A 23,871-nucleotide genomic window follows, 5' to 3' on the forward strand; every position below is an offset into this window, starting at 1 on the left:
GCTGATCGCTTGTGAGAGGCAAACCACCATGGTGGTAACCGATACCCCCACCCAGCAGTCCACAGCACCTGAGAGCCTCGGCGTCCGGGGCTGGCTGACACTGATCACCCTGTGCAGTGCAACATTCCTCATCGCCCTGGACTTCTCGATCGTGACCGTGGCACTGCCCGAGATCGGCCGGGACCTGAACTTCGCTACCACGGGTGACCTCCAGTGGGTCGCCACCGCCTGCCTGCTGCCCACCGCCAGCCTCCTGCTTCTGTTCGGCAAGGTTTCCGACCTCGTCGGCCGGCGCCGGCTGTTCATCCTCGGAGTCGCCCTGTTCACGCTGCTCTCGCTCGTCGCGGGAACGGCCGCCAACCCCGGCATCCTGATCGCGGCCCGCGCAGGCCAGGGCATCGCTGCCGCCATGATCGGCCCCACCGCCATCGCCCTGATGACCGCCTCCTTCAAGGAAGGCCCCCAGCGCACCAAGGCCCTCGCGGTCAACGGCGCCCTGCTGTCGCTGGGCTTCGTCGTCGGCACCATCGGCGGCGGCCTCATCACCAGCGGGCTCAGCTGGCGCTGGACCATGCTCATCATGGTCATCATCGGTGCCGTGATCCTGGTGGGTGCCTCCACCCTCCTGCCCAAGGACGGAGCACGGGTCGCCACCCGCCTCGACGTGCCCGGCGCCATCCTGGCCAGCGCCGGCCTCTTCGCCCTCGTCTACGGCATCTCCACGGGCACCGACGCCGGCTGGACCAGCGGCTCCACCCTCGGTGCGCTCATCGCCGCCGTCGTCCTGATCGGCGTCTTCCTCGCCGTCGAGGCCCGTCACCCCGCCCCCCTGGTCTCCGTCGAGATGCTCAAGCGCCCCACCGTGAAGTGGTCGTTCGTCGTCGGATTCTTCACCTTCGGCATGTGCGGCGGAACCACCGTCCTGCTCAGCCTCTACATGCAGGACGTGCTCGGCTACTCCGCCCTGAGCACCGGACTCGGCTTCCTCGCCGAGGGCGTCACCGCCATGATCGCCGGAAGCCTCGCCTCCCGCCTCATCGGATCCTGGGGCACCCGCCAGACTATGATCGCCGGTCTGCTCGTGCAGGGCCTGGGCACCGCAGCCATGGTGTGGCTGCCCGCCGACGGCAACCTCGCGCTGCTCCTGGTGACCTCGGGCGCCATGGGCTTCGGCCACGTCCTGTCGGTGGTCGCCTTCATCACCACCCTCACCTCGGGACTGCGTGACGACGAACAGGGCATCGCCGGGGCGCTGTCGCAGATGCCGCAGTTCGTCGGCGCCATCGGCGTCGCCGGGCTGGCCGCCATCGTGACGGCCCGCTCCTCTGCGCTCGCCTCCACCACCACCGCGAAACTGGCCACCCTCGGTGGCCTGCACGCGGCCGTGGTCGTCGCCGGAATCGCCTGCCTCGTGGCGCTCCTGGTCGCCGCTACGCTGCTGCGCATCCCGGCCGCCGGCAAGCAGGAACCCGCCCACGCCGCCTAAACGCCAAGACGCCTACCCGCCCGGTTCCACACAGACGTGGAACCGGGCACAGGCATGTGCCGAAAACCGCTGCCGCCAGACGCAATTGCGTGTACTCCCCTTAATGCGGTCGGACATTTTGAAAACCGTTGTGGCCGACAATGCCAAACAGTTCACTGTCAGTTGATGACCCCACCCTGACAGGAGCTTTGATGCCCTCCGCCCGAGAAGCCTCAGCAAGACCCGGGCTGCCACTGAACAAACTTCCCTCGCTCACCGGGATGCGCGTCGTCGCTGCGCTGATGGTCTTCTTTTTCCACATCGGACAGAACTCACCCTTTCAGTCACAGCAAATTTCGGACGCGTACGAAACCGTCTTCGGCCAAGGAGGATGGGTCGGAGTCAGCTTCTTCTTCATACTCAGCGGATTCGTCCTCACCTGGTCGGCCAAGCCGGGAGACACCGCCCGCCGTTTCTGGCGCCGCCGCGCCGCGAAAGTTTTCCCGAACCACCTGGTCACCACACTTGCGGCCCTGCTCCTTCTGGCCATCGCAGGCCAGAGCCTCGGAGGCTGGAAGATCCTTCCCGCCGCATTCCTCCTGCAGTCGTGGTTCCCGCAACTCGACATCTCAGGAGCGGCCAACTCGGTCTCCTGGTCGCTGTCTTGCGAACTCCTCTTCTACGCATCCTTCCCGCTGATCATCCGCTTCGTGGACCGCGTCCGGCCCTCCCGCCTCTGGTACGGGGCAGGCGCCACCTGGGCAGCCATCCTGGCCGCACCACTGATCGCCCAGCTTCTGCCCAGCCGGCCCGGCGTGGGATTCGCCCCCGCCTCCGAAGCCGAGTTCTGGTTCGTCTACGTCCTGCCGCCCGTGCGCACCCTCGACTTCCTCCTGGGTATCTTCCTCGCCCGGATCCTGCAGCGCGGCCGATGGATCCACTTCAACCTGGGGGCCGGGATCCTCATCGCCGTGGCCTCCTACATTCTCTGCGCACACGTCGGCTTCACCTATGGCCTGGCCGCCGTGACCGCGATGCCACTGGCGCTGGTCATCACGGCCGCCGCCCACGCCGACCTCCACGGTGGATGGTCCCCGTTCCGCAGCGCAGCAATGGTCTGGCTCGGGAACGTCTCCTTCGCCTTCTACCTGTGGCACAAGATGATCCTCATCGAAGTGCGGCGCCGGCTCGGAGGACCGCTCACCACCTGGGACACCGCCGCGGGCCTCAGCTACATCGCCCTGGCCGGCACCCTCACCATGCTTGTGGCCTGGGCCACCTACCGCTACGTGGAAATACCCGCCATGCGCCGTTGGAGCACGCCACGCACCCCGCGCGCGCGGCACGCGACACCTGCCCAGCCCCTCGTTCGGGTGGACGGCGACGAAGGCGCGGACCCCAGCCCCTTCGCCTGACCACCCAGTACCCCAACCCACCCACCACGGAGGCGATCCATGGCTCCCCACCACGCCATACAGCAGCGCACCCGCAACCAGGACACCCTCACCCGCTACTTCCAGCTGCTCACCGCCCTGGACATCGACGCCTGGATCCAGCTCTGGGCCGAGAACTGCACCGTCCTCACCCCCTTCGCCCCGCGCGCTCCCCACCGCATCGACGGACGCGAGGCCCTGCACGCCTTCTACGCCGCCCAAGCCGCCACCTACACACAGCTCGCCTACCCCGGCACCGAAATACACCCCCTGCAGGACCCCGCCAAGCTGCTGGCCCGCTGGTACCCGAAGGGCGAACTCGCCGCGGGCGGCAGCTACGCCAACGAGAACGTCGGGCTCTTCGAGTTCGACCAGCAAGGCCGCATCCGGCACTTCACCGAGTACTTCAACCCGCTGCCCGTCACGCAGGACGCGGCCTGACCCGCCGGCCAGAACGAAGGAGAACCATGCCCACCACCACGCTGACCCCCGATCAGCGCCGCATCAGGAACATGGCAGCTCTCAACGCCTACTTCTACCTGCTCGAAGAGGGCGACCTCGACTCCTGGATCGACCTCTGGGCGGACAACTGCACCCAGATCGTCCCGTACGCGGCCGGTGAACTGCCCCGCCGGCTCACCGGCAAGGACGAGATCCACACCCTCTACAAGAGCATCGCCGGCGGGTTCACCAAGCTCACCTTCCAGCTCACCGAACTCCACCCCCTTCAAGACCCCGACAAGATCTTCGCCCGCTGGCAGCCCTACATCGAACTGCTCGACGGCAGCTTCTACAGCAACGAAAGCGTCGGGCTCTTCGAGTTCGACGAGGAAGGCCGCATCCGGCACTTCAGCGAGTACTTCAACCCGTCCGGCTTCGTCGAGAACTACGACACCTTCTCCTAAGGAATCCCTCATGCGCGCAGTCCTGAGCCGTCAGTACGGTGGCCCCGACGTACTGGAACCGGCAGACGTACCCACGCCGTCCATCGCCGACAACGACGTCCTGGTCAAGGTCGTCGCAGCCGGCACCAACCCCGTCGACCGGGAGTGCCGCGAAGGCCAGGCAGCTCCGTGGTTCGACGACGGCCCCTGGATCTGGGGCTGGGACGTCGCCGGCGTCGTCGAGGCCGTCGGCGCGGGCGTCACCAGGTTCGCCCCTGGCGACGACGTCTTCGGCATGCCCCGCTTCCCCAGCCTCGCCGGCGGCTACGCCGAATACGTCAGCGCACCCGCACAGGACCTCGCGGCAAAACCCGCCGGCAGCACGTACGCCCAGGCTGCCGCACTCCCGCTGTGCTCCCTCACCGCGCTGCAGGTCCTCGACCTCACCGAGACCGTGTCCGGCCAGCACGTACTGATCAATGGAGCCGCCGGCGGAGTCGGCCACATCGCCGTCCAACTCGCCAAGGCCCGCGGCGCACACGTCACCGCCATCGCCCGCAAGACCAACCACGACTTCCTCTGTGCTCTGGGCGCCGATGAGGTGGTCGACTACACCACCACCTCCGTGCCCGACACCGTCAGCGACATCGACGTCGTCGTCGACCTCGTCGGCATCGACGCCCTCGTCCGCACGGTGCGCCCGGGCGGCATCATCGCCCCGGTCCCCGGCGCGGCACGGGGCGCCGGCCCGCTGGAGGAGGCCGCCCAGGAACGCGGCGTGCGCGTGCTGCGCCACGTAGTGCATCCCGACGGGGACTCGCTCACCTACATCGCGCGCCTCGTCGACCAAGGCCTCCTCAACGCCGAGATCACCGACCGGCTGCCGCTTGAGCAGGCCGCTGAGGCGCACCGGCGTATGCAGGCCGGGCACGGTCGCGGAAAGATCGTCCTCACGGTGCAGCCCCCGCGCTAGACACGACCGGGCGCCGCCGGGGTGCCGTTGCTCCCGCCAGCAGGCCGCAACGGCTCCCCGGGCCCCAGCAGGCACAAAAAACCTTCCGACGGCCGCCACAGTCACCAGCGATCACCCACCTCAAACACCGACCCAGCGATCCGACCGCTTCGTACGCGACGTACTGGCCTACCCGGCGAACCGCACCGGGCAGCACGCAGGCTGCGCCTCCAACTCGCCGACCACGCCCGGAACCGAGGCCTGCTGCCCACCGCGCAGCGCTGAGCCCTGCCCGCCCCACACCACACGAAAGAGGCCGACCAGGCCTCTCACCGGCTGCCGGCACCGCCGCGAGCGGCACCCGGCGTCGGGCTCCCCCCCAATACCAAGGTGCACCGCATGGAATACCTCGTCCTTGCCGGACTGCTCGCTCTGCTGGTGGGCGTCCACTGGTACCTCTGGCGCCGGCTGGTCGCCGACACCACCTCCACACGGCGCGTACGGCGGGCGGGCGCAGCCGTCCTCCTCCTGCTGGGCGTGCTGATGGTCGCCACGACAGCCCTCGAGGCGGCGCACCTGCTCTTCCCGGTGCAGCAGATCATCGCCTGGCCCGGCTACCTGTGGTCCGCCCTGCTCCTGTACCTGACGCTGCTCCTCATCGTCCGCGACGCGGCCGCCAAGCTCATCGCAGTCCTTCGCCGGCTCACGGCACGCGACAGCGTGGACACGCCCGCACCACAGTCCACTGTTCCCACACAAGGGCGCCGCTCCGGCAGCCTCCTGGTGCAGCGAACCGCCACGGACACCACGAGCGTGCGGGCACCGGCGGCGCCCGCTGCTTCCCGGCGAGTCTTCCTGGCCCGCACCACAGCGCTCGTCGCCACCGTGGCCGCGACCACGACGGTGGGAGCCGGAACCTACGAAGTCTTCAGGGGCCCGCGCCTGAAACACCTCACGGTGCCGATCGCCAAGCTTCCCCGGCAGGCGCACGGCTATCGGATTGCCGTCGTGAGCGACATCCACCTGGGTCCCATCCTGGGACACGATTTCGCACAACAGGTGGTCAAGACGGTGAACTCCGCGCAGGCCGATCTCATCGCGATCGTCGGAGACCTGGTCGACGGCCGCGTCGACGACCTCCGCGGCGCCGTCGCCCCCTTGGCCCAGCTCACCGCACGCGACGGAGTCTTCTTCGTGACCGGCAACCACGAATACGAATCAGGCGCACCGCCATGGATCGAGCACGTACGGGCTCTTGGCCTTCAGCCCTTGGAGAATGCCCGCCGTGAACTGCCCTACTTCGACCTCGCCGGCGTCAACGACGTCTCCGGCCAGGACTACGGGCAGGGGCCCGACTACGACCGCGCGCTGGGGGACCGGGACCGCTCCCGCCCCTCGGTGCTGCTCGCGCATCAGCCCGTCATGGTTGACGAGGCGATGCGTTTCGGAGTCGATCTGCAGCTGTCGGGACATACCCACGGCGGTCAGTTGTGGCCGGGCAACTACCTGGCCGGACTGGCCGGCCCTGCCGCCGCCGGACTCAAGCAGGTGGGGGACACCCAGCTGTACGTCACACGCGGGGCAGGCGCGTGGGGGCCGCCAGTGCGGGTCGGCGCCCCCTCCGACATCACCGTGGTGACCCTTGCGGGACGGCACCCGTAACAGACGCCCACAGCGCGCCGTTGACGGCACCGTCGAGATCAGCTCCCTCGTCAGCGGTTTCTTCCGCACCATGGACGAACGGCGCTTCGAGGACGGTGGGACGGGCGCCTACTTCACGGATGATCTGCGGACGATGACACCGCTCGGTGTGGCCGAGGGCGCCGACGCGGTGCGCCATGCGCAGGCGTCCATCGGCCGGTTCGCTGCCCCCTGCACATCTTCAGACGTCAAGGTGAGGACCCCGCCGGGCGCACCGACTGCCGGTGGGCGGCGTCTGCGAGGCGAAACTCCGGCGCACCGACAGCGGCTGGCGCATGAGCACCATGTCCGTGCGCGCCGTCTGGACCACGGGCGAGCCGCCTGTCCTGGCCGCTGAGCCCCCTTGCGCACCGCGCGGAACTGACCGGCGCCCAGGTATCGAACTGAGCCCGGCGGCTGTCCGGTGGATCGTGTGAGCCGGCGGGTCAGGTCCGTGCCCGGCCCCAGGGCCTTTCGTTTGGATCATGCCGGGCTCGCGGGGTCTGGCACGCACATCTGCGGCGTTGTCGTCACTCGCCGACGCTCCGCGTCGACTCCCTCCTCCGCCTTGCAGCTGCACGCTCCCCCAAGCTCTCGGCTGCGCTCGAGCAGGGGGACCCCCATGACCCCGCTCCCTGTTCCGGCCTGATCCAAACGAAAGGCCCCAGGCAAGACGGTCGCGCCCCGCACCCTGCACACCGGCACGGTGCGGGGCCCCTGCCCCTGACGGACTGCCCCGGCGACCGGGCGACGTCTAGACGCTCACTCCGATGCTCTGCTCGATGGCCCGCAGCGGAATCCACGCCCATGAGGGGCGATGCCGCGTCTCATACAGGACCTCATAGACGGCCTTGTCCAGCTCGTAGGCCCTGAGCAGTTCCTGGTCCCCGCTCGTGTACTCGCCACGATGAGCCCCATAGCCATCCAAAAATGCCCGCCGGCTGAGCTCGACCCACTCGCGCGCGCGGCCCAAGGCTTGCACACAGTCCACGGTGCCGGTCAGTTCGTGGTGGGCGGCGTAGTCGAACGAGCGCAGCATCGCGGCCACATCACGCAGCGGGGAGTGGTGCCGGCTCCGCTCGGTGTGATCGGCAAGCGGTTCTCCCTCGAAGTCGAGCAGGATCCAGCCCTCGCTCGTGTGCAGAGTCTGCCCCAGGTGCAAGTCGCCGTGGCTGAGCTGGGCGCTGCGGTGCGCCGACGGCGCAAGGCGCGCCACCGCAGAGAACTGTTCGTGCAGCCGGCCGGCGTACGGGGCGAGTTGGGGCGCCCCGTCCACAGCCGCCGTCAAGCGCCGCAGGAACAGCTGCGACAACTGCCGGTAGTGGCGGGCCTCCAGCTGCTGCTGCCCCGCTGCTCGCGCCAGATCGCCGTGGACCGACGCCAGCGCGCCGCCCAGGCCGCGCGCTCGGGCCGCGAAGTCCTGTGCCGGCCGGGCATCCGCGGGTGCCAGGACGCGGCGGACACTGGCCAGCGCGGCTGCCCATCCGTCCTGGGCCTTGGGCAGAAACTCCTGCACGGTGGCGTAGGTCCCGCCGCTCGCTTCGTCCCAGGCCGCGCCGAGCAGCGGCGGAACGTGTGCCGAGTCCTGGTCGACCAGCATGCGGTGCACCACCAGGTCAGGGCTGGGAGCCGGTGAGACCCGGCGGAATATCTTCAGAATGAACTGATCACCGATGGTCACTGAGGTGTTGGACTGCTCGGCCCCCAGCGCACGCACCGGCATGGGCTTCTCGGGAGTTGCGAATCCCGGTGGTTCGCTGGAGAACACTGCGCCGTCCCTGCCCTGTCCGTCAGCCATCAGCTGCAGCAGGCACTGGATCAGGAGTGGATCCTGCAGCGCGTCGTAGACCACGCCGCCGCCCTGGCGGGCAATGACTTCCCCGCCAGGGCGGCGCTGCGCCTGACAGGCGCCCACCACCAGCAGATAGGACCCGGCGTCGGCTCCGACGACGTCGCGGGCACGCACCACCACCAAGGCGCCCAAGGCACCGTCCGGGGCGGCAGGGGCAGCAAAGACGTGGCTTCTCACCACCTGTGCTGACGCCAGAGCGCGTCCTGTTCCGTCGAACCACCGTTGCTCGGGAAGCCAGCGCACCAGAGCCTGCTCGACCTCCTGCGATGTCACCAGGGCAAGAAGAGTGCTCATGCGGACCCTTCCTCGCTGCCCAGAAAGAACCAGTAGAAGCCGTAGCCGGCCAGCGCCAGCTGGTACGGCTCCTCGCTGACGGCCGGGAAAGGGACCTGACCGGTCAGTTCGAGGGGCTGGTGCCCGGTGGGGCCCGGCATGGTGAAGGTGACCGGCTGCGGATGCCGGGAGAGGTTGTTGACGCAGATCACCCGATCGACGCCGCCATCGGGGAGTTCGTACTCGCGGACGTAGGCCAGCACACTCTCGTTCGAGGTCGGTATCTCCTCGAAGGTGCCCATGCCGAACGCCGGGTGCTGACGCCGCACGTCCAGCATCATCCGCGTCCAGTGCAGCAGCGACGAGGTGTTCTTCGACTGGGCCTCGACGTTGACGCCTTGATAGCCGTAGACGGAGTCCATGTTCACCGGCAGGCGCAGCCGTCCCGGATCAGCGGTGGAGAAGCCCGCATTGCGATCAGGCGCCCACTGCATCGGGGTGCGCACCGCGTCCCGGTCGCCGAGCCAGATGTTGTCACCCATGCCGATCTCGTCCCCGTAGTACAGCACCGGGGACCCCGGCAGGGACAGCAGCATCGCATTGCACAACTCAAGCTGGTTGTAGTCATTGCCCAGCAACGGGGCCAGGCGCCGCCGGATTCCGATGTTGGCGCGCATCCGCGGATCCTCGGCGTACATGGCGTACATGCATGCGCGTTCCTCTTCGCTGACCATTTCAAGCGTGAGTTCGTCGTGGTTGCGGAGGAAGATGCCCCACTGGCTTCCCGAGGGGATCGCCGGCGTCGTGGCCAGGACGTCCGAGATCGGTGTCTTGGTCCCGCAGCGCACGGCCATGAAGATCCTCGGCATGAGCGGGAAGTGGAAGGCCATGTGCGCCTCGTCGCCACCCTGCTCCGGGTCGCCGAAGTACTCCACAGCGTCTTCGGGCCACTGGTTGGCCTCCGCGAGCAGCACTCGGCCGGGGTACTCGTCGTCGACGACCTTGCGCACGGACTTCAGGAAGTCGTGGGTCTCGGGGAGGTTCTCGCAGTTGGTGCCCTCGCGAGCGAACAGGTACGGCACCGCGTCCATACGAAACCCGTCGACGCCCAGGTCGAGCCAGAACCGCAGCGAGTCGAGCATCGCGTCCTGGACCCGGGGGTTGTCGTAGTTGAGGTCCGGCTGGTGAGAGAAGAAGCGGTGCCAGAAGAACTGCCCACGCACCGGATCGAACGTCCAGTTCGAGGTTTCGGTGTCGACGAAGATGATCCGCGCGTCCGCGAACCCCGAGTCGTCATCCGCCCACATGTAAAAGTCGCCGTAGGGGCCGTCGGGGTCGGTCCGTGACGCCTGGAACCAGGGGTGAGCGTCCGAGGTGTGGTTCATCACCAGGTCGGTGATGACACGGATGCCGCGGGCATGGGCAGCGTCCAGCAGAGCGACGAAGTCGTCGATGGTGCCGAAGTCCGGCAGCACACTGCGGTAGTCACTGATGTCGTAGCCGCCGTCGCGCAGCGGAGAGGCGTAGAAGGGCGGGAGCCATAGGCAGTCCACCCCCAGCCACTGGAGGTAGTCCAGCTTGTCGGCCAGCCCCTTCATGTCGCCTGTGCCGTCACCGTTGCTGTCGTAGAACGAGCGGACCAGTACCTCGTAGAACACGGCTCGTTTGAACCAGTCGCGATCCACCGGCAGGGTGCGCGCGACATCGAAGTCTGCGGCGTTGGCACCGATCAGAACCTCGGGACTCATCCCTTCAGACATGGCTCACCACCAGGATCTGTGCGACCGCCTTACGCGGGTTGATCGAAACATTCATGGCATCGCTCCCTTTGGTGAGCTCGCCACTGATCTCATCGCGCAGAACCAGGTGTCCCTCCGGTTCGCCGAATGCGGCTGCCGCGTTGAGCACGGTGCCCTCCTGCGTTTCGTAGGGGTTGAGGCTGACGACGCACAGCACCGTCTCGCCCGAAGCCGGATCGGTCTTGACGTAGGCGAGGAGCGCGTCGTTGTCGACGTCGAGGAAGCGGATGTCGCGCAGCTGCTGCAGGGCGGGATGCGCTCTGCGGATGTGGTTGAGCCGTGTGATCCACGGCTCCAGGCTGCGTTCCTGTGCGCGGGCTGCGGCGAAGTCCCGCGGCCGCAACTGGTACTTCTCCGAGTCGAGGTACTCCTCGGTGCCGTGGTGCACGGCACGGTGCTCGAAGAGCTCGTATCCCGAGTACACACCCCAGGTCGGTGAAAGGGTCCCCGCGAGTGCGGCCCGCAGAGCGAACATGGCGGGCCCGCCATGCTGCAGCGAGGCAGGCAGGATGTCCGGGGTGTTCACGAACAGATTGGGACGAAGGAAGTGCGCACCGGCGGCCAGTTCGGCCGCGTAGTCGGAGAGTTCCTGCTTCGTCGTGCGCCACGTGAAGTAGGTGTAGGACTGGGTGAAGCCCGCCTTGGCCAGTCCCTGCAGCACAGCCGGCCTGGTGAAGGCCTCGGCGAGGAACAGCACATCGGGATGGGTCTCCTTGACCTTCCAGATCAGGAAGTCCCAGAACGCCAGAGGCTTGGTGTGCGGGTTGTCCACCCGGAAGATCCGCACCCCCTTGTCCGCCCAGAACCGCACGATCCTCAGCAACTCCGCGTAGAGGCTTTCGGGAGCGGTGTCGAAGTTCAGCGGGTAGATGTCCTGGTAGGCCTTGGGCGGGTTCTCGGCGAACGCGATGGAACCGTCGGGCCGCTGGGTGAACCACTGCGGGTGTTCCCGAACCCACGGGTGGTCAGGAGAGCACTGGAACGCCAGGTCGAGAGCGACGTCGAGGCCCAGCTCCGTGGCCTTGGCGACGAACGACTCGAAGTCCGCCAGGGTGCCCAACTGCGGATGGACCGCGTCGTGGCCGCCGTCCTGCGAGCCCACTGCCCAGGGGGAGCCCACGTCGTCAGCGGTCGCACTGAGCGTGTTGTTGCGGCCCTTGCGGTGGGTGAGGCCGATGGGATGCACGGGCGGCACGTACACCACGTCAAATCCCATGGCCGCAATGCGTGGAAGATCCGCCGCTGTCGTCGCGAGGGTGCCGTGGACGGGCGCGCCCGACGCGTCCCAGCCGCCCGTCGAACGAGGAAACACCTCGTACCAGGCGCCGAACAGCGCGCGTTCCCGGTCGGCCCAGATGCGATGGGCAGGCCCGGGAGTCAGGAGATCCCGCAGCGGACTGCGCCGCACCAGCGACGCAATATCCGCGCCCAGCGCCGGCGCCAGCCGCTGTTCAAGAGGCAGATCGGTGCGTCGCAGCCGACCGGCCGCCAGCAACGGCGCCTGAGGCATCCGGCTCTCGGCCGCCAGCCGCTCCAGCAACCGCGCACCGACCTCAAGGTCGGCCTGAAGCTGTGCAGCGCACTGACCGTCCGCGACCTTGGCCTGCACACCGCGCAGCCAGGTGGTCCATGGGTCTGCCCACGCCTGGACGTGATACGACCACATGCCGACCCGGTCCGCGACGACGGAGCTCTCCCAGCGGTCCAGGCCGGCGTCGGCCAGCACCATAGGAACGACCACCGCGGGGGTCCGGCCGTCCTCGTGGCGCCACACCACGTCGGCGGCCACCGCTTCGTGCCCCTCCCGCCACACGGTTGCTGCGATCGGCACGTGCTCACCCACCACGGCCTTCGCGGGGTGTGAACCGGCGCTGACAACCGGCGAAACGTCGGAGATTGCCAGTCTTCCACTCATTGCATTTCTCCCCTCTTCCAAGGCTCTCGGTAATAGTGAGAACGAGGCATCGAATTGCGAAGTGAAAGACCTTGAAAGACGCTCACTGCGTCAACTCGGGCAAGTGGGGGAGGGGTAAGGCAACTCGCCGAACAAGAGCAGCCGGGGCCTTGCGACTGCATCGGGGCGCACACCTGCAGCACGCTGTTTCAGCAGCTCAGAGGGCCTGTTGTGGCAAGGGTGCGCGGTGCCGGCCAGGCCGAAACCCAACTGGGTTAACTTCCACAAGTTGTTCCTGTGCGGGGTCTACTCCTTGCCGCCCGACGAGCCGGCACGCTCTACTCGCCTTGTCTGACCGGGGAATTGAAGAGACACCCCCCGGTGGTGACTCAAAAGACCCGGATAAAAAACGATGGAGGAACTCGTGTCCAAGCGGATACTTGTAGTGCTTTCCGAGTACGGCTACTGGGGAGAGGAACTCGTCGGCCCGGTTGAGGCCTTCGAGAAGCGCGGCTACCAGATCACCTACATCACGCCGACCGGCAAGCGCGCCCAGGCCCTTCCACCGAGCCTCGACGCCGAGTACATCGACCCGCCTCTCGGCCGCTCGGTCACGACCCGTGACATGGCCCGGCGAGCCGCCGACATGGATGCCTCGAGCCGGCTCGACAACCCCCTGAGCCTGCAGGACCTCATCCCCGAGCGCCCCTACTACAGCGCGCTCAACCACCTGCGCGAGGTGGAGGACTACCACCGCCAGCTCGACTCCGCCCTCAACGACCTGGTGTCCGGCTTCGACGCCATGGTCATCGTCGGCGGCAGCGGGCCCATCGTCGACCTCGCCAACAACGAACGGCTGCACGAGGTCGTCCTCGCCTTCGCCGCAGCCGACAAGCCCATCCTCGCCGAGTGCTACGGCGTTGCCGTCCTCGCCTTCGCCCGCGACCTCGAGAGCCGCTCCAGCATCCTGTGGGGCAAGCACGTCACTGGGCACCCCAAGGAGTACGACTACAAGGACGGCACCGGCTTCATCGGCGTCGACTTCAACATGGGCCCGCCGCCGTACCCGCTCGAGTACATCCTGCGCGACGCCACCGGGCCCGAGGGCGCCTTCCACGGCAACGTCGGCAAGGAGACCTCCGTCCTGGTCGACTTCCCCTTCGTCACCGCCCGATCCACCCCGGACTCCGTCCTCGGCGGCGAAAAACTCGTCGAGACCCTGGAGGACGGCCTGCGCCGCTTCGGCTGGTAACCCCACCAACCGCACCCTCTGAACCCTCTGAAAGGACCCGCCGGTATGCCTGCCAGGCCCGGGAAGTCCGCCATCTTCGAGCAGTTCGCGGCGGACGGCATCTCCTACATGTTCGGCAATCCAGGAACAGTGGAACAGGGATTCCTGGACGAGGTCAGCAACCATGGCCTGACCTACGTCCTGGCCCTGCACGAGGGCGCCGCCGTCGGCATGGCCGACGGCTACGCCCGAGCCACACAGCGCCCCGGGCTCGTCCAGCTCCACAGCGGTGTGGGGCTGGGCAACGGCATCGGCATGCTCTACCAGGCCAAGCGCGGAGGATCACCCCTCGTCGTGCTGGTAGGAGAGGCGGGAGTCCGCTACGACGCGATGGACGGACAGATGGCCGCAGACTTGGTGGCCATGGCGGAACCGGTCACCAAGTACGCCACCAGGATCATCGATCCGTCCTCCACCCTGCGCGTCCTGCGACGCGCCATCAAGATCGCGATGACACCGCCCTGTGCACCCGTCGTCGTGGTCCTGCCGGCCGACGTGATGGACGAGCTCACCACGGAACCCGCCGTGCCCACCTCGCTGCCCGACACGCGCACCGCGCCCCCCGCACAGCGCCTCGAAGAGGCGGCCCAGGCGCTTGCCGCCGCCCGCAACCCGCTCATCCTCATGGGCGACGGCGTGGCCACCAGCGGAGCCCAACGGGAACTGACCGCCGTGGCGGAACGGCTGGGCGCCCCCGTGTGGGGCGTCAACTGCTCGGAGGTCAACTTCGACACCACCCACCCGCTCTACGGCGGCCAGAGCGGCCACATGTTCGGCAAGGACAGCGCACGCGTCGTGGCCGACGCGGACGCCGTGCTCGTCGTAGGGACCTACGTGTTCCCCGAAGTCTTCCCGTCGCTGGACAGCCCGTTCAAGGACGACGCCACCATCGTCCACATCGACCTCGATGCCTACGAGATAGCCAAGAACTTCCCCGTCGACATGGGCTTCGTAGCGGACCCCAAACTCACCCTCGCCGGCCTCGCCGAAGCCCTGGGCCCGCAGCCACGCCCCATCCCGGCGCGCCCCACCACACCCACAGCCGACGACGACTCGATGATGGGGATCTTCGCCCGCACGCTCGCCGATGAGTCACCGCAAGGCCTGACCGTGTTCGACGAGGCGCTCACCTCCGGCGGACCGCTGGCACGGTACCTGCCGCCGCGCGAGCCCGGCCACTTCTACCAGACCAGGGGCGGGTCGCTCGGAGTCGGCATTCCCGGCGCCCTCGGCATCAAGCTGGCGCAGCCCGAGCGCCCCGTCATCGCCTTCACCGGAGACGGCGGAAGCATGTACACCATCCAAGCCCTGTGGACCGCGGCGCGCGACGACATCGATGCCAAGTTCGTCATCTGCAACAACCGCCGATACAAGCTCCTCGACCTCAACATCGAGCAGTACTGGCACGAACAGAACATCAGCGCGCACACCCCGCCCGCTGCGTTCGACCTGTCCCGGCCCGACATCGGCTTCACCGAACTCAGCGCTGCTCTGGGGGTTCCCGGCCGGCGGGTGGAAAAGCCCGAGGACGTCCTGCCGGCGATCCAGGAGATGTGGGCCCACCCCGGCCCGTTCCTGATCGACCTCGCCGTCGACTGAAGGCCCGGTCACTGAGAAAGGACCCGAACACCATGACCACCTCCACCCCCGCACTCACCGCAGAGGCCGCTGAGGTCTTCGTCCGAACCTGGCACCAGAAGTTGAGTGACGGAGCGGCGACAGGCGAACTCCTGACGCAGCTCGCGAACGGCATGCGACTGGAACTGCCGGGCCGCATCGTTCGGGGTCTCGAGGAATTCGCCGACTGGCATGCCCAAGGACTCCACACGCCGCTCTGCGACATCCGGGTTCTGGGCGCCTCGTTCCAGGTGACCCTCAGCTCCCCCGTACACGCACAGGTCGTCATCGACCTGCAGGGCGACACCGACAACGCATCCGTCCAGCAGGAGTGGTGGCTCGTGCGCAAGGACGGCGAACTGCACGTGCGGACCATCTGCGTGACCTCCCAGCAGCCCGCGTCCCGCGCGGCCCGGGCCCAGCCGGTCCTCGCCCGCGCCTGACGACGACCCACCAGGTCCGGCGTACGTACCGCCGTACGCCGGACCTCCTTCATGCCCCCGTCCGCCACCACCCAAGGAATGGACCGATGAGCACCACTGTGCAGCTGTCCCCGAGCCGCCTCACCGGCCGACGCATAGGGATCCTGGCCGAGAGCGACTTCGTCGAGGAAGAGATCGCCTACTACCAGCGCCGTTTCGCAGAGGAAGGAGCCGAGGTCACCCTGCTGACCCGGCTGTGGGGACAGCCCTCTCTGACCTTCACCGGCCATGAGCAGCGCGCGCCGCTGACAGTCGACGAGGACCTGGAAAAGCTCGACTACGCCGGACTCTCCCGCCTGTCCGCGCTGATCGTGCCCTCGGGACAGGTCGCGGACCGTCTGCGCTACAGCCCGGATGTGGACCGGCCCGCCCCGGCAGTCGAACTGATGCGGCGCGCCTTCCGCCTGCCGCAGCTCGTCAAGGCCTTCTCCTGCCACGCGCTCATGCTCGTGTCGGCAAGCCCCGAACTGGTCCGTGACCGCGACGTCACGTGCCACAACAACCTCGTGGGCGACGTACGCAATATGGGAGCGCGCTACAACAACCAGGACGTCGTCATCGACAAGGACCTGGTCACCAGCCGCACGGTCGACGAATGCCATCTGCTCGCCCGCACCATCATCGACCTGCTGGACCCCGTCACCGAAGCTGCTGCCTAGCAGACGGCTCTCCCACTCGAGAGGAGGCCGCTCATGGCCACAAAGATCGATTTCCCCTTCTCCGACAGTATCGCCGGATACGTCCAGCAGCGGCAGGGCCGGCGCGTCACACTGCGCACCCTCGACAACCGCACGGTCGACGTCCACCTGACCGACACCACCCACGGCCAGCGACTGCGTAACCTGGGACGCCGCTACGAGGACGTCTCCGCCGACCTGTACGGACAGCTGACGCCAGGCCGCTTCGTCTTCTGCTACGGACCCATCTACCCGAACGCGGACGGCGCGCACTACCAGGCGTCACAGCTGGTGTTCGTCAACGACGAGCACCACCAGTGGCCGTTCGAGCGCCCGGGCTGGTGGAGCGAGCAACTGCGAGAACTCGCCACCTTCTACCGGCAGTCGCAGTTCGCAGGCGGCGCCATCGACTTCGGCGACTACCGCACCGTCATCAGCGGAAGCGGAGGCAAGACCGCCCATCCGATCCAGGAGACGGACACCATCTCCCGCATGGTCTACGGCATGGCCAGCGCCTTCATGCTCACCGGCGACGAAGACGCGCTCGCCGTGGCCAACGCGGGCTCCGCCTATCTCCACGACCACCTGCGCTACGTCGACCCCGACGAGGACGTCGTCTACTGGTACCACGGCCTTGAGAAGTCAGCGGGCCGCGAACACCAACTGTTCGCATCGGAGTTCGGTGACGACTACCGTGCCATCCCGGCCTACGAGCAGATCTACGCCCTGGTCGGCCTCACCCAGACCTACCGACTCACCGGCGCGCCCGATCTGCTGGCCGACATCGAGGGAACGGTCCGCCTCTTCGAGAAGTTCTTCCACGACCCCCGGCTGGGCGGCTACTACTCCCACATCGACCCGGTCACCCTCAGCCCCTACCAGGACAGTCTCGGTCCCAACCGGGCCCGCAAAAACTGGAACTCCGTCGGTGACCACGCCCCGGCCTACCTTTTCAACCTGTACCTGGCCACCGGTGACGAGCGCTACCGCACGATGCTTGAGCACACCTTCGACATGATCGTCACTCATATGCCGGACCGGGACAGCCCGTTCGTCCAGGAACGCTTCCACGCGGACTGGTCGCCCGACAGCGAATGGGGCTGGCAGCAGGACCGAGCCGTCGTCGGGCACAATCTCAAGATTGCCTGGAACCTCATGCGCATGCAGAGCACGCTCCCCAAGCGCGAGTACCGTGCGCTGGCCGAGAAGCTCGGCGCCTCCATGCCGGAGGTCGGCAGGGACGCCCAGCGCGGCGGCTGGTACGACATGCTGCAACGCACAGCCCAGGACGGCCGGCACGCCTTCGTCTGGCATGACCGCAAGACCTGGTGGCAGCAGGAGCAGGCCATCCTGGCCTACCTCATCCTCGCCGGCACGCTCCACAACGACGAGTTCCTGCAGCACGCGCGGGAGTCCTCAGCGTTCTACAACTCCTTCTTCCTCGACCACGACGAGGGCGGTGTCTTCTTCACCGTCCTGGCACAGGGCCTGCCCTACCTGGTCGGAAACGAGCGGCTCAAGGGCAGCCACGCCATGGCCATGTACCACAAGGCCGAACTGTGCTTCCTCGCCGAGACCTACACCCAGCTGCTCATCAACAAGGAGCCTCTCAACCTCCACTTCAACCCGCAGGCCGGCAGCTCGTTCCCCGGCGGACTCCTCAGGGTGGCTCCGGACATCCTGCCTCCTGGGCGCATTTGTCTCGACCGGGTCCTGATCGACGGAGCCCCGTACAGCGACTTCGACGCCTCGGCCATGACGGTCAAGCTGCCCGACACCGACCAGCCCCTTCGCGTCCAGGCCACCCTCAGGCCGCACAAGGAGTAGTGGCGATGTCTGTGACCACCGCACATCCCGCCATCGGCGTCACACAGCCCCGGATTTCCGCAGGCAATGCACAGCCGCTCGGCGCCACGGTCGTCCCCGACGGCATCAACTTCGCCGTCAACTCCTCGACCGCCACCGGCATGCAACTCGTCCTCATGGATGCAGCCGACGGTGCAATCGTCGCTGAGATCGACTTCCCCGACCACCTGCGGGTCGGGACGGTCTTCGCGATGACCGTGCACGGCATCGATCCGGCCCGGTTCCACTACGGATACCGGGTCGCAACCGGCGATCACCTGTCACCTGTGATCCTCGACCCGTACGCCCACGAGCTGGGCGGCAGGGGTGCCTGGGGTGAGCGGCCCTCCTACCGCTCAGCCATCCCCTCAGACACCTTCGACTGGCACGGCGAGAACAGACCACACATCGCGGCAGACGATCTCGTCGTCTACGAACTGCATGTCCGCGGCTACACCCGGCACGCATCGGCCGCCGTGGCCCATCCGGGAACCTACGCAGCACTCACCGAGAAGATCCCCTACCTGACCGCACTCGGCGTCAACTGCATCGAACTGCTCCCCGTGTTCGAGTTCGACGAATCCGACAACACCTACACCTCACCCGACACCGGCGAACCCCTTCGCAACTTCTGGGGGTACAACAGCGTCGCCTTCTTCGCCCCCAAAGCCGGTTACGCCGGCGACCAGCAGCTGGGCGGGGCGCAGAAGGAACTCAAAGCCATGATCAAGGAGTTTCACCGCGCCGGGATCGAAGTCATCCTGGATGTCGTCTTCAACCACACCGCTGAAGGCGATCACCGCGGGCCCACGCTGTCGCTGCGAGCCCTGGACGAACAGGCCTACTACCTGCTCACCCCCGACGGTGCCCCGAAAAACCTCACCCGCACGGGCAATACCGTCAACTGCAACCACCCACTGACCAGGGCATTCATACTCCACTGCCTCCGTCACTGGGCGACTGCCTATCACGTCGACGGCTTCCGGTTCGACATGGCATCCATCCTGACGCGCGGCACCGACGCAGAGATCCTCCCCAACCCTCCTCTCGTCGAGGCCATCGCCAACGACCCCGTCCTGGCCCACTGCAAACTCATCGCGGAGGCCACCGACGCGGCCGGCACCTACCAGGTCGGGACCTTCCCGCACCACAACCGGTGGGGTGAGTGGAACATGCGCTATCGCGACGCAATCCGTCGCTTCCTGCTCGGACGCCCAGGATCCGCAGCCGAGTTCGCGACCCGGCTCGTCGGCTCACCCGACCTGTACGCCGGCCGCACAGCGGCCCCATCCATCAACTACATCACCTGCCACGACGGCCTCACCCTGGCCGACTGGACCGCCTACGACCAACGCCACAACGAGGCCAACGGAGAAGGAGGCCTCGACGGCATCCCCGACGAGGAGAGCTGGAACTGCGGAGCGGAAGGCCCCACGACCGACCCCACCGTGCAGCAACTGCGCGAGCGACAAGCCCGCAACGCGCTCCTCCTTCTCTCCTGCAGCCAGGGCATCCCCATGCTCCTGGGCGGGGACGAGTTCGGCCGCACCCAACACGGCAACAACAACACCTACAGCCAGGACACACCACTGGGCTGGGTCGACTGGCAACGTGCCGACACCCACGCCGACCGCCTCCGTTTCACCAAGGCGTGCCTGGCACTTCGCAAACGCCACCCCGTCCTGCGCCGGCTCGAACACCCCGACAGCGAGCCCCGCGCCGGCTGGCACTACCCCCAGGTGAGCTGGCACGGCACCGACGTGGACGAGCCCGACTGGAGCGAGGACTCCACCCTGCTCGCTGCGCTGCTGTACGAGCAGGACCCGCAGAAAAACACCGACTGCATCTACCTCGCCGTCAACTCAGGCACCGCTGAGCAGTGTCTTCGACTGCCGAAACCGCCACCGGGCATGCACTGGCGGACCTTCACCGATACCGGAACGGGCGAGTTCCATCAGCCAGGACACGAGCCTGTCGTCCCGGCGGGCGAACGGCGTCTGGCAGCGCACGCGGCGCTCCTTCTCGTGGCCGGTCCCACGAGCTGACCCCCATCCCCGCCCCGCCCCGGCCCGGTACCGGGCGGGGCGATACCGCCAACACTTCGGCTCACACGCCGGCAGGCACAGGAGCATCGATGATCGTCATCGAGCGATCCAGACCAGCAAGCCCGAGACGGGAACGCAGCCCTGCAGAGGCCCCATCCACGGCGATCTCCGTCGTCGCCGGCAGCTGCTGCTGGGCAAAAGCCAGGCAGCGCAGCGCCGCAGGAGCCAGCGCCGTCGTGTCGTTGACGTCGATCACCAGGCGGCGTGGCGCCTGGGCCACAGCGGCATCAATCGCCCCGCGCAGTTCCGATACGTTGCGGTCCTCGGCCTGCCCGGCCAGCCGGATCACAGCGGTGGTGCCCTGAATACCAAAGGAGGCGTTGAAAGACATGAGGCCAATTCCTTTTCATGGAGAGGGTCCGACCCCGCCAAAGAGCGAGGGCCTGCCTGCCGATAAAAGGATCCTGCCCACCCTGCCCTTCCGTCCAATACCTCTTTCCATAGCCTGATTTCATGGATATCGACACGCGACTTCTTCGCTACTTCATGGCCGTTGCCGAGGAAGGGCACCTCACCAGAGCTGCTGAGCGGCTCTTCATCGCGCAGCCGTCCCTGACCAAGCAGATCAAGATCCTCGAAACCCAGTTGGGCGTGGACCTCTTCACCCGCAGCCGATCAGGCATGCAACTGACACAGGCGGGGACAGCCCTGCAGCACGAGACCCCACGGATCGTCGCTTCATGGGAGGAAGCGCTGCGCACGCTGCGCAGCGCTGCCCATCGTGCCGCGAGCGTGCTGCGCGTCGGGTTCGTGGCCAGCGCCGCGAACGAAAGCACCCCACGCATCATCGCGGAGTTCGCCCGCGCCCGCCCCGGCTGGCGCGTCGAGATGCGCCAGACCGAGTGGACCGACCCGACCGCGGGACTCGCGGCCGCAGACGTCGACGCGGGACTGCTGCGCCTGCCCTTTCCCGGACAGGAGGAACTGCAGGTCGAGACGCTCATCACGGAGCCGCGCTGGGTTGCCTTGTCCTCCTCGCACCCGCTGGCCGGCAAGGACGTCATCGACTTCACCGAACTGTTCGACGAACCGTTCGTGGCCACCCCGGAGGAGTCCGGCTGGTGGCGTGAGTACTGGCTTGCGTCGGACGAGCGCCAAGGCCACCCGGTCAGGATCGGCACGATCGCTCACAACCCGGACGAGTGGCTGACCGCCATCGCCAACGGATACGGCGTCAGTCTCACTCCCGAAGCGACCGCCCGCTTCTACCAGCGGCCGGACGTCACCTACCGACCCGTCTGCGGCGTGAGCCCCAGCCAGGTCGGTGTCGCCTGGGCGCCGGACAGAGCCAGCAGTCCCGCGCTCCAGGACTTCATCCGATCCTGCATCAAGATCTGCTCACCGGACGGCGGCGAGAATGGTTAGTCAACGCAGTCGGTGCGGGAATGTTTGTTTCTCTCGCGTAAGGGGAGCGAAGCGGCACTCCGCTGCTACTCGAAAGTAGGCAGACTGCGCGAAGCGACTTCGTGCATTCGGCATTGAGTACCACGCTACCGCCCGCTCATACTTACACCGTTCGCAATTAGCCCGCGAATATTTCAGACCCCCGAAACCGTGCCCTGTGCGCGCTCACGGCAGCCGAGGCTCGGTGGGTTGCTGCTGCCCATACTGGAGTGACTAAATGCCGAATGACCGCGGTAAATCCGTCCTGCCGAGCCGTACCGACGTCCTGATCGTCGGAGCCGGCCCGTCGGGGCTGGCCCTGGCCGCAGCCCTTCGCAGCCAGGGAATCGACCACGTCATCATCGACCGCGCGGCGAGCAACGCCGTCCACTCACGGGCTGCGGCCGTCCACGCCCGCACCCTCGAGTCCCTCGCCACGATCGGCGCGGCCGACCCGCTGATCGCAAAAGGGCGGCCGGGCCGCTCCTTCACCGTCCGCGACGGCGAACGCCAGGTGCTCACCACGCCGTTCAACGAGCTCGACACCCCGTACCCGTTCGTACTGGCCGTCCCCCAGCAGACCACCGAGGAAGTCCTCGAGCGTCGTCTGCAGGAACTGGGCAGCCGCGTGTACCGCCAGCACACCCTCCTGGACCTCAGCGAACTCTTTCCGGGAATGAACGCCCTGGTCAGCGACGACACGACCGGTGAAGTTCGTGCCATCCAGGCGCGCTACGTCGTCGGATGCGACGGCCTGCACAGTACGGTCCGCACACAGACGGGCATCCCCTTCGTCGGACACGACCGCCCGCAGAACTTCGCTCTCATCGAGTTCAGCATGCAGTGGGACGGACCCGAGGGAGAGATCTCCTTCTTCTTCTCCCCGGCAGGGTTGCTCGCTGTCTCCCACCTACAAGGGGAGACCTACCGCATCGTGGCGCTCGTCGACGACGACACACCCACGCCGGACCTCGCCGACGTGCAGCACCTCCTCGACACGCGGGGCCCGACCGCCGCCGGCGCCAAGGTCAAGAAGCTGGAGATGGCATCAACCTGGCGGGTGCTCCACCGCCTGGCCGACACCTTCAGCAAGGGCCCGGTGTTCCTGGTCGGGGATGCCGCCCACGTGCACAGCCCCGTCGGAGCGCAGGGGATGAACACAGGTCTCCAGGACGCCTTCAACCTGGCATGGAAGCTCGCAGCCGTCCTGAAGGGCGAAGCCGCCCCCGAACTGCTCGACACCTACAACGCCGAACGGCGCCCGATGGCGCAGGGACTGCTGGCCTTCGCCGCCCAGCTGCACGACATCTCGACCATGAGCGATCCGGTGTCCATGCGCATGCGCAACGACGTCCTGGCCGCCGCCGGACAGATACCCGAGGTCCGCACCTGGCTGGCGCGCCGTCTGGCGCAGCTGGCCGTGGCCTACGGGAACCCCGAGGGCCCCAAGCCGGCGGTCGGTGAACGCATGGCCCCCCGCCCCGGCATGGCCGGCGGCCTTGCCTGGTCGCTGGTCCTGCCCACCGACGCCGACGCTCTCGCGGTCAAGGAGGCCGTCGAGTCCACCGGCCTCGACATCGCCGTAGCCGCCGACGACGAGCTGCCGCATGCCGTGCTCGTCCGGCCCGACGGACACATCGCCCTCACCGCTCCCTCCGAGCAGGCCGCCCAGCTGCCCGCTCAGCTGACGCAGTGGCTCAACCGCACCCAATAGCCGTCCCGTTCACCACTGTCCAAGGAGAAGACATGTCGCCCCCGTACGCTCGCCCGCAGGGTTCCGCCACGCTGATGCACGTCGCGATCAACTGCCCAGACGTCGACGAGTCCCTGCGCTTCTACAGCGAGGGCCTCGGATTTACACGTCGCTACGAGTGGACCAAGTCCTCCAAGGCGGCCTGCCCCGGGCACGCCGTCTACACCGGCCGAGGCGTCTACATCGAGCTGGAGGGCGAGACCTACATCGAGCTCTTCCCGGGCGGCACCCGAGGAGTCGACTCCTCGGCCGGACCGATCCAGCACATCGCTCTCATCGTGCCGAGCGTTGACGAGGCATACACCAAGTGCCTCGCCTCGGGCGGGCGCCCCTACGCCCTTGAGGACTGGGACGGCGCCCCGGAGACCGTCGTCCTCAACGGCACTCCGGAGATGGAAGTCCGTGTGGCCTTCATCGCGGGTCCCGCCGGCGAGCTGATCGAGCTCTACGAGCAGTACAGCCCGGTTGTCGCCCGCCAGTGAAGCC

At 67.5% G+C, this 23,871-nt stretch carries 19 protein-coding genes; 15 read left to right on the plus strand and 4 right to left on the minus strand.

Annotated elements, in window-relative coordinates; genetic code table 11:
• Positions 1–28: 28 nt before the first annotated feature.
• From OHA58_RS40545 to OHA58_RS40570, 6 genes are all read left to right on the plus strand, one after another.
• Entirely contained in the window at positions 29–1,486 is a 1,458-nt protein-coding gene (locus OHA58_RS40545; protein WP_405475018.1) for an MFS transporter, read from the plus strand.
• A 260-nt stretch (positions 1,487–1,746) separates the two neighbouring features.
• Positions 1,747–2,880 (plus strand): acyltransferase family protein, encoded by a 1,134-nt coding sequence (locus OHA58_RS40550; RefSeq protein ID WP_405475015.1) that lies wholly within the window; start codon positions 1,747–1,749, stop codon positions 2,878–2,880.
• 39 nt (positions 2,881–2,919) lie between these two features.
• The gene (locus tag OHA58_RS40555; protein WP_405475012.1) at positions 2,920–3,339 is read left to right on the plus strand and encodes a nuclear transport factor 2 family protein; all 420 of its coding nucleotides are present in this window, start codon (positions 2,920–2,922) and stop codon (positions 3,337–3,339) included.
• Positions 3,340–3,365: 26 nt separating this feature from the next.
• Entirely contained in the window at positions 3,366–3,803 is a 438-nt protein-coding gene (locus OHA58_RS40560) for a nuclear transport factor 2 family protein (protein WP_405475009.1), read from the plus strand.
• 10 nt (positions 3,804–3,813) lie between these two features.
• A complete protein-coding gene (locus tag OHA58_RS40565) occupies positions 3,814–4,755 on the plus strand; it encodes an NADP-dependent oxidoreductase (protein WP_405475007.1) in 942 nt (313 codons plus the stop codon).
• Between the two features lie 378 nt (positions 4,756–5,133).
• Positions 5,134–6,396: a metallophosphoesterase gene (locus OHA58_RS40570; RefSeq protein ID WP_405475004.1), complete on the plus strand. Its 1,263-nt coding sequence runs from the start codon at positions 5,134–5,136 to the stop codon at positions 6,394–6,396.
• Between the two features lie 772 nt (positions 6,397–7,168).
• On the opposite strand, the gene OHA58_RS40575 is transcribed toward OHA58_RS40570, so the two are convergent.
• Genes OHA58_RS40575 through OHA58_RS40585 form a run of 3 tightly spaced genes read right to left on the minus strand, consistent with a single transcriptional unit; the run spans position 7,169 to position 12,253 of the window.
• Positions 7,169–8,560 (minus strand): maltokinase N-terminal cap-like domain-containing protein, encoded by a 1,392-nt coding sequence (locus OHA58_RS40575; RefSeq protein WP_405475001.1) that lies wholly within the window; start codon positions 8,558–8,560, stop codon positions 7,169–7,171.
• Positions 8,557–10,287 (minus strand): maltose alpha-D-glucosyltransferase, encoded by a 1,731-nt coding sequence (gene treS / locus OHA58_RS40580; protein ID WP_405474998.1) that lies wholly within the window; start codon positions 10,285–10,287, stop codon positions 8,557–8,559. Before treS ends, OHA58_RS40575 begins: the two co-directional genes overlap by 4 nt.
• A gap of 4 nt (positions 10,288–10,291) precedes the next feature.
• Complete coding sequence (locus tag OHA58_RS40585; RefSeq protein ID WP_405474996.1) at positions 10,292–12,253, minus strand: alpha-1,4-glucan--maltose-1-phosphate maltosyltransferase; 1,962 nt, start codon at positions 12,251–12,253, stop codon at positions 10,292–10,294.
• A gap of 403 nt (positions 12,254–12,656) precedes the next feature.
• Between OHA58_RS40585 and OHA58_RS40590 the strand changes: the two genes are divergently transcribed.
• From OHA58_RS40590 to OHA58_RS40615, 6 genes are all read left to right on the plus strand, one after another.
• Positions 12,657–13,484: a type 1 glutamine amidotransferase domain-containing protein gene (locus tag OHA58_RS40590; RefSeq protein ID WP_405474994.1), complete on the plus strand. Its 828-nt coding sequence runs from the start codon at positions 12,657–12,659 to the stop codon at positions 13,482–13,484.
• Between the two features lie 45 nt (positions 13,485–13,529).
• Positions 13,530–15,122 carry a thiamine pyrophosphate-binding protein gene (locus tag OHA58_RS40595; RefSeq protein ID WP_405474992.1) on the plus strand — a complete coding sequence of 531 codons (1,593 nt, stop codon included), beginning with the start codon at positions 13,530–13,532 and terminating at the stop codon, positions 15,120–15,122.
• Between the two features lie 32 nt (positions 15,123–15,154).
• The gene (locus tag OHA58_RS40600; protein ID WP_405474991.1) at positions 15,155–15,583 is read left to right on the plus strand and encodes a hypothetical protein; all 429 of its coding nucleotides are present in this window, start codon (positions 15,155–15,157) and stop codon (positions 15,581–15,583) included.
• A gap of 86 nt (positions 15,584–15,669) precedes the next feature.
• Positions 15,670–16,281, plus strand: a complete 612-nt coding sequence (locus tag OHA58_RS40605) for a DJ-1/PfpI family protein (protein WP_405474989.1) — start codon at positions 15,670–15,672, stop codon at positions 16,279–16,281.
• A 33-nt stretch (positions 16,282–16,314) separates the two neighbouring features.
• A complete protein-coding gene (locus OHA58_RS40610; protein ID WP_405474986.1) occupies positions 16,315–18,126 on the plus strand; it encodes an AGE family epimerase/isomerase in 1,812 nt (603 codons plus the stop codon).
• 5 nt (positions 18,127–18,131) lie between these two features.
• Positions 18,132–20,189, plus strand: coding sequence for a glycogen debranching protein (locus OHA58_RS40615; protein ID WP_405474983.1), 2,058 nt, complete (start codon positions 18,132–18,134; stop codon positions 20,187–20,189).
• A gap of 61 nt (positions 20,190–20,250) precedes the next feature.
• On the opposite strand, the gene OHA58_RS40620 is transcribed toward OHA58_RS40615, so the two are convergent.
• A complete protein-coding gene (locus tag OHA58_RS40620; protein WP_405474980.1) occupies positions 20,251–20,580 on the minus strand; it encodes an STAS domain-containing protein in 330 nt (109 codons plus the stop codon).
• A gap of 122 nt (positions 20,581–20,702) precedes the next feature.
• Between OHA58_RS40620 and OHA58_RS40625 the strand changes: the two genes are divergently transcribed.
• The 3 genes from OHA58_RS40625 to OHA58_RS40635 all read left to right on the plus strand — a co-directional run bounded on the left by OHA58_RS40625 (position 20,703) and on the right by OHA58_RS40635 (position 23,867).
• The gene (locus tag OHA58_RS40625) at positions 20,703–21,614 is read left to right on the plus strand and encodes a LysR family transcriptional regulator (RefSeq protein ID WP_405474977.1); all 912 of its coding nucleotides are present in this window, start codon (positions 20,703–20,705) and stop codon (positions 21,612–21,614) included.
• A gap of 256 nt (positions 21,615–21,870) precedes the next feature.
• On the plus strand, positions 21,871–23,346 hold the full coding sequence (locus OHA58_RS40630; RefSeq protein WP_405474975.1) for an FAD-dependent monooxygenase: 1,476 nt from the start codon (positions 21,871–21,873) through the stop codon (positions 23,344–23,346).
• A gap of 32 nt (positions 23,347–23,378) precedes the next feature.
• On the plus strand, positions 23,379–23,867 hold the full coding sequence (locus OHA58_RS40635) for a VOC family protein (RefSeq protein WP_405474974.1): 489 nt from the start codon (positions 23,379–23,381) through the stop codon (positions 23,865–23,867).
• The last annotated feature ends 4 nt before the right edge of the window (positions 23,868–23,871 follow it).

The sequence above is a fragment of the Streptomyces sp. NBC_00009 genome (genome assembly GCF_045040855.1).
Taxonomy (GTDB): Bacteria; Actinomycetota; Actinomycetes; order Streptomycetales; family Streptomycetaceae; genus Streptomyces; species Streptomyces aureus.

Bases quoted from the DNA above. Each gene is read 5' to 3' on its own strand.
- OHA58_RS40545 (WP_405475018.1), top strand. From the start codon at position 29: ATGGTGGTAACCGATACCCCCACCCAGCAGTCCACAGCACCTGAGAGC.
- OHA58_RS40550 (WP_405475015.1), top strand. From the start codon at position 1,747: ATGCGCGTCGTCGCTGCGCTGATGGTCTTCTTTTTCCACATCGGACAG.
- OHA58_RS40555 (WP_405475012.1), top strand. From the start codon at position 2,920: ATGGCTCCCCACCACGCCATACAGCAGCGCACCCGCAACCAGGACACC.
- OHA58_RS40560 (WP_405475009.1), top strand. From the start codon at position 3,366: ATGCCCACCACCACGCTGACCCCCGATCAGCGCCGCATCAGGAACATG.
- OHA58_RS40565 (WP_405475007.1), top strand. From the start codon at position 3,814: ATGCGCGCAGTCCTGAGCCGTCAGTACGGTGGCCCCGACGTACTGGAA.
- OHA58_RS40570 (WP_405475004.1), top strand. From the start codon at position 5,134: ATGGAATACCTCGTCCTTGCCGGACTGCTCGCTCTGCTGGTGGGCGTC.
- OHA58_RS40575 (WP_405475001.1), bottom strand. From the start codon at position 8,560: ATGAGCACTCTTCTTGCCCTGGTGACATCGCAGGAGGTCGAGCAGGCT.
- treS (WP_405474998.1), bottom strand. From the start codon at position 10,287: ATGAGTCCCGAGGTTCTGATCGGTGCCAACGCCGCAGACTTCGATGTC.
- OHA58_RS40585 (WP_405474996.1), bottom strand. From the start codon at position 12,253: ATGAGTGGAAGACTGGCAATCTCCGACGTTTCGCCGGTTGTCAGCGCC.
- OHA58_RS40595 (WP_405474992.1), top strand. From the start codon at position 13,530: ATGCCTGCCAGGCCCGGGAAGTCCGCCATCTTCGAGCAGTTCGCGGCG.
- OHA58_RS40600 (WP_405474991.1), top strand. From the start codon at position 15,155: ATGACCACCTCCACCCCCGCACTCACCGCAGAGGCCGCTGAGGTCTTC.
- OHA58_RS40605 (WP_405474989.1), top strand. From the start codon at position 15,670: ATGAGCACCACTGTGCAGCTGTCCCCGAGCCGCCTCACCGGCCGACGC.
- OHA58_RS40610 (WP_405474986.1), top strand. From the start codon at position 16,315: ATGGCCACAAAGATCGATTTCCCCTTCTCCGACAGTATCGCCGGATAC.
- OHA58_RS40615 (WP_405474983.1), top strand. From the start codon at position 18,132: ATGTCTGTGACCACCGCACATCCCGCCATCGGCGTCACACAGCCCCGG.
- OHA58_RS40620 (WP_405474980.1), bottom strand. From the start codon at position 20,580: ATGTCTTTCAACGCCTCCTTTGGTATTCAGGGCACCACCGCTGTGATC.
- OHA58_RS40625 (WP_405474977.1), top strand. From the start codon at position 20,703: ATGGATATCGACACGCGACTTCTTCGCTACTTCATGGCCGTTGCCGAG.
- OHA58_RS40630 (WP_405474975.1), top strand. From the start codon at position 21,871: ATGCCGAATGACCGCGGTAAATCCGTCCTGCCGAGCCGTACCGACGTC.
- OHA58_RS40635 (WP_405474974.1), top strand. From the start codon at position 23,379: ATGTCGCCCCCGTACGCTCGCCCGCAGGGTTCCGCCACGCTGATGCAC.